At 69.6% G+C, this 4,217-nt stretch carries 4 protein-coding genes; all 4 read right to left on the reverse strand.

What is annotated here, in order from left to right; genetic code table 11:
- Window positions 1-1,381, reverse strand: a 1,381-nt coding sequence (gene purH / locus E6J59_04645; GenBank protein ID TMB21962.1) for a bifunctional phosphoribosylaminoimidazolecarboxamide formyltransferase/IMP cyclohydrolase, incomplete at its 3' end; no start/stop codon positions are given.
- Window positions 1,378-2,478 (reverse strand): M20/M25/M40 family metallo-hydrolase, encoded by a 1,101-nt coding sequence (locus E6J59_04650; GenBank protein TMB21963.1) that lies wholly within the window; start codon window positions 2,476-2,478, stop codon window positions 1,378-1,380. The genes E6J59_04650 and purH, both read right to left, overlap by 4 nt.
- The gene (locus E6J59_04655; GenBank protein TMB21964.1) at window positions 2,460-3,482 is read right to left on the reverse strand and encodes a hypothetical protein; all 1,023 of its coding nucleotides are present in this window, start codon (window positions 3,480-3,482) and stop codon (window positions 2,460-2,462) included. Before E6J59_04655 ends, E6J59_04650 begins: the two co-directional genes overlap by 19 nt.
- Window positions 3,479-4,141: a phosphoribosylglycinamide formyltransferase gene (gene purN, locus E6J59_04660; GenBank protein TMB21965.1), complete on the reverse strand. Its 663-nt coding sequence runs from the start codon at window positions 4,139-4,141 to the stop codon at window positions 3,479-3,481. The genes E6J59_04655 and purN overlap by 4 nt, the downstream gene beginning before the upstream one ends.
- Window positions 4,142-4,217: the final 76 nt, after the last annotated feature.

The raw sequence follows: 4,217 nt of genomic DNA on the forward strand, positions 1-4,217 counted from the left end.
CTAACACGGCGCCCTTGGGATCGTGACCCTGCTGGCGCGCCTTGTGGATCGCCAGGAACGAGGCGTCCACCCGCGACGTCTGGCCGGCGCCGATCCCGATCGCGGCCTCGTCGCGCGCCAGGAGGATCGCATTCGACTTGACCGCCCCCACGGCGCCCCAGGCAAACCGCAGGTCGCGCCACTCGACGTCCGTGGGCGCGCGTTTGGTCATGACTTTCCACCTGGTTTCATCCATCACCTGCTCGAGGCGGGAGCGCTCTTGCGTCAGGAACCCGCCGCGAATCCGCTTCCAGTCCCAACCGGTGGCCTCTCCCACCGGCAGTCGCACCACGCGCAGGTTCTTCTTCTCCTGGAACACTCGGACGGCGTCCTCTGCGAACGCGGGCGCCACCACTACCTCGACGAACAGCTCCCGCATCGCCTCCGCCGTCCCGCGGTCCACGGTCACGTTGTACGCGATCACCGATCCGAACGCGGACGTCCGGTCGGTGGCGAGGGCGCGCTCGTACGCTTCCCGCGGCGATCGGCCGAGTGCGATGCCACACGGCGTGGTGTGCTTGATGATGGCGCACGCGGCGCGGTCCGCGCCGCGCCCGCTCCACGGCGCGACGGCCAGGAGCCCCGCGTCCAGGTCGAGCAGATTATTGAAGGACAACTCCTTTCCGGAGAGCTGCTCCAGATCGCGGATGCCGGGCTCCGCGGTCGCATACAACGCCGCGGCCTGGTGCGGGTTCTCCCCGTAGCGGAGCTCCTGGCGGCGCTCGAGCGCGACGGTGATTCGCTCGGGCCACCCGGGTGCATCCCTGGTCAGATAGCCGTGGATCGCGGCGTCGTAGGCCGCGGTGTGGGCGAAGACTTTGGCAGCGAGCTCCTTCCGCAACCCGGGGCTTACGCCCCGGGCCATGTCCTTGATCGCGCCGACGACTTTGGGATAATCGTCCGGGTCGACGACGACGAGCACGTCCTGATGGTTCTTCGCGGCCGAGCGGAGCATCGAGGGGCCGCCGATATCGATCTGCTCGATCGCCTGCTCGAAGCTGACGCCGGGCTTCGCGACCGTCTCGCGGAACGGATAGAGGTTGACGACCACCAGATCGATCGGCGTGATGCCGTGCTCGGTTAGCGCGGCGCGGTCGCCGGGGTGGGCGCGGCGGGCGAGCAGGCCGCCGTGCACCTTGGGGTGCAGCGTCTTCACGCGTCCGTCCATCATCTCGGGGAATCCCGTTACCTGCTCGATGGGGATCACGGCGACGCCCGCCGTGCGCAGTGCCTCGGCGGTGCCGCCGGTGGAGACGATCTCCCAGCCGAGCGCCACCAGCTCGCGGGCAAGCTCCACGATGCCGCGCTTGTTCGACACCGACAGCAGGGCTCGTGGCTTCACCAGGTTTCGGCCACGGCCCGGATCATGTCGGCGAGGCTCACCACGTCTTTCAGGTCGATCACCTCGGCGGGAGAATGGGAGTAACGCAGCGGCCAGCCGATCGGCACGTCCACCACGCCGTACGGCGTGAATTCGGATCCGTCGTTGCCGCCGTTGGTGGTGCCGACCTGAAGCGCGACGCCCCGCGCCCGCGCGATTTGGACCAGCGAGTCCACGTAGGCGGGCGGCGTGATGGACGAGTTGTCGAGCGCCCGTGCCACCGCCCCTCGCCCGATCGGCGCCACGGCGAAATTGGGCAGCTCGAGCGGAGAGTCCGCAGACACGAAGGTGTCGATCGCATGGACCCGTCGCGGAGTCGTGCCGAGCGCCGCGGCCGCTGCCGCAGCGCCCTCGAGCCCGATCTCCTCGCGCACGCTCCAGATGAAAATCACCTGATGCTTGAGCGCCGCGCGGTCCAGGCGCTGCAGCGCGATGAGCTGCGCGGTCGCGCCGACGCGGTCGTCGAACGACCGGCCCGTCGCGCGGGTCCCCGAGAGGCGGACGTACTGCTTCGGCATGGTTACCGTCTGCCCGGGTCTGACGCCCCGTGCCATGGCCGCCGCTCGAGACGTAGTTCCGACATCGACGCGCAACGGTGGCGGAGTGTGGCGGGTGAAACCCGAGTCGCGCGGCAGGAAGACGCCGGCGATGTCACCCTGGTCGGTGTGCACCAGCGCCGGCTTGGCCTCGAACAGCGAGGAAATGAATCCGCCGCGGGTTTCGAGCTCGAGCGTGCCGTCGTCGCGGATCCCGGTCACCCGGAAACCGATTTCGTCCAGGTGCGCGATGACCACCACCACCGGGCTCCCCTGGCCGACTCGCACCCACAGGTTGCCCGCGGTGTCGGTCTCGCTCTTGGCCCAACTGGGCAACAGTCGTTTCACCGCCTCCCGTACCGGACCCTCGGCGCCGGAGACACCGTAGGTCTCCACCAGCTGGGCGAGAACCGACTGGGCCTCGGCGATTCGAGTGGAGTCCTGGGCGGAAAGACGGAAGGGCAGTAAGACACCAAGCAGCGCTCCCGCCGCTACCACCGCCCTCATCTCCCCTCCATCCATTGCAGGATTTCCCGGACCAGCCGGTCCGCATCGGCGAGGGCGACCGTCTCGACCGCCGTGTCCGCGTAGCGCGCCGGCAGCGCTGCGGTCTTGATGTCGTCGAACGGTCCGAGCAGGGCTTTCACGCTCGCGAGGCCGGCGTTGCTCGTATAGAGACTCTGCACCGTGAACGCGACCACGACCGTGCCCTTCACCTTGGGTTTCGCCTGAACCGCCGCGGCGAGCGCGGCACAGGCGGCGCGCCGCCCGGCGACGGGCGCGGCGAGCAGTCGCTCGCCGTACAGCTGCGGCCGCTTGGCGAGCGACACGGGGGCGAGCGCCGCGATCCCGAGACCCTGCACCTCGGCCGCCGAGCTTGCGCCCACGTCCACGTACGCGTTGTCCACGGTGAAGACCGGATCGGGCGTGCCCGGCGCGCCGCGGCCCCGCGTCAGATGCGTGGACTTCACGGCGACCACGCCGGGCACCGCGCCTCGCGCACCGAACACAGTCACGCGGTGACCCTCGAGCTGCTGATCGAACAAGGGCGACGCCGTGCGGCCCGCGCCTCCGCCTCCCACCCGCCGCAGCAGCAAGAAGCCGTCGGGGAGAATGTTGCCCACGACGTAACCGACTTCATCGAGCGGGCAGGTGAACAGGCGCTTCGGGGAGCCCTGACCCAGCATGAGCGTCACGTTGCCCGCATGATCCCGCGTGGTGCCGGGGAAGAGCGCCCGCAGCGAGTCGACCATCGCCTGCTCGAGACCGGTCACCGCCGTCATGGAGGCGAACCGGAGCGCCAGACGGTCGACGTCACCTTGTGCCGACAGGCGGACGGTCGGACTGGCGGACAGAACGAGTATCAGGACGGCGGTCCTTGTTCCCACGCTCAAGCGTGGGCCCAGCATGGCGCTGTGCTGAAGCACAGGGGCGAGTACACGCTTCAGCGTTGTGTTGCTCCGGGCCCATCCTTCAGGATGGGAACCACGGTGTCGAATCCCGAAATCTTTTTTCCCACCGATCATCCCCGACCCTCCCCGACCCTCACAGAAGGTTGGTCAGCCACCACAAACGCGGAACCGCTCGCGGAGAGCCGCACGGGCCTTTCCGGGACGCCTAGTCGCGCCAGCTCCATCACCACCTGCGGCAGCAACCGATGCTCCACGGCGAGCACGCGCGCGGCGAGCGTCTCGGGTGTGTCGTCCGGACGGACCGGCACGGGCCACTGCGCGATGATCGGACCGCGGTCATACTCCTCGTCCACGTAGTGGACGGTCGCTCCGGAGAGCGCGACGCCGCTCGCGAGCACGGCTTGGTGGACGCGGCGGCCATACATCCCGGAGCCACCGAACGCGGGGAGCAGCGCCGGATGGATATTAATCACGCGCCAGCGAAGCCGCGCGACGGCGGCGGGCGGAATCCGCTTGAGGTATCCCGCGAGCACGACGAGCCTGGCGTTCCCGGTGGCCGTCACGACCTCGTCCGGATCGTCAGGGTGCGCGAGCACCGCCGTGGGCACCCCCGCCCGTCGCGCTCGCTCGAGCGCGCCCGCATCGGCGCCGCTCGCGACCACGCGGGCAACGCGGGCTACCGCCGAGTCGCGTAGCGCGTCGAGCAGCGCCTGAAGGTTCGTGCCGCCGCCTGAAACGAGCACGGCCACGGGAACCGGCGTCACCGATTGCAAGGGGCGAGCGAGCGAGGCTTCGTTCCCGGGACGACGCTGAGCGTGTACGCGCCGGTCGCGAACCGCTCGCTGCTCG

This window comes from Deltaproteobacteria bacterium, assembly GCA_005879795.1.
Classification (GTDB): Bacteria; Desulfobacterota; Binatia; order DP-6; family DP-6; genus DP-6.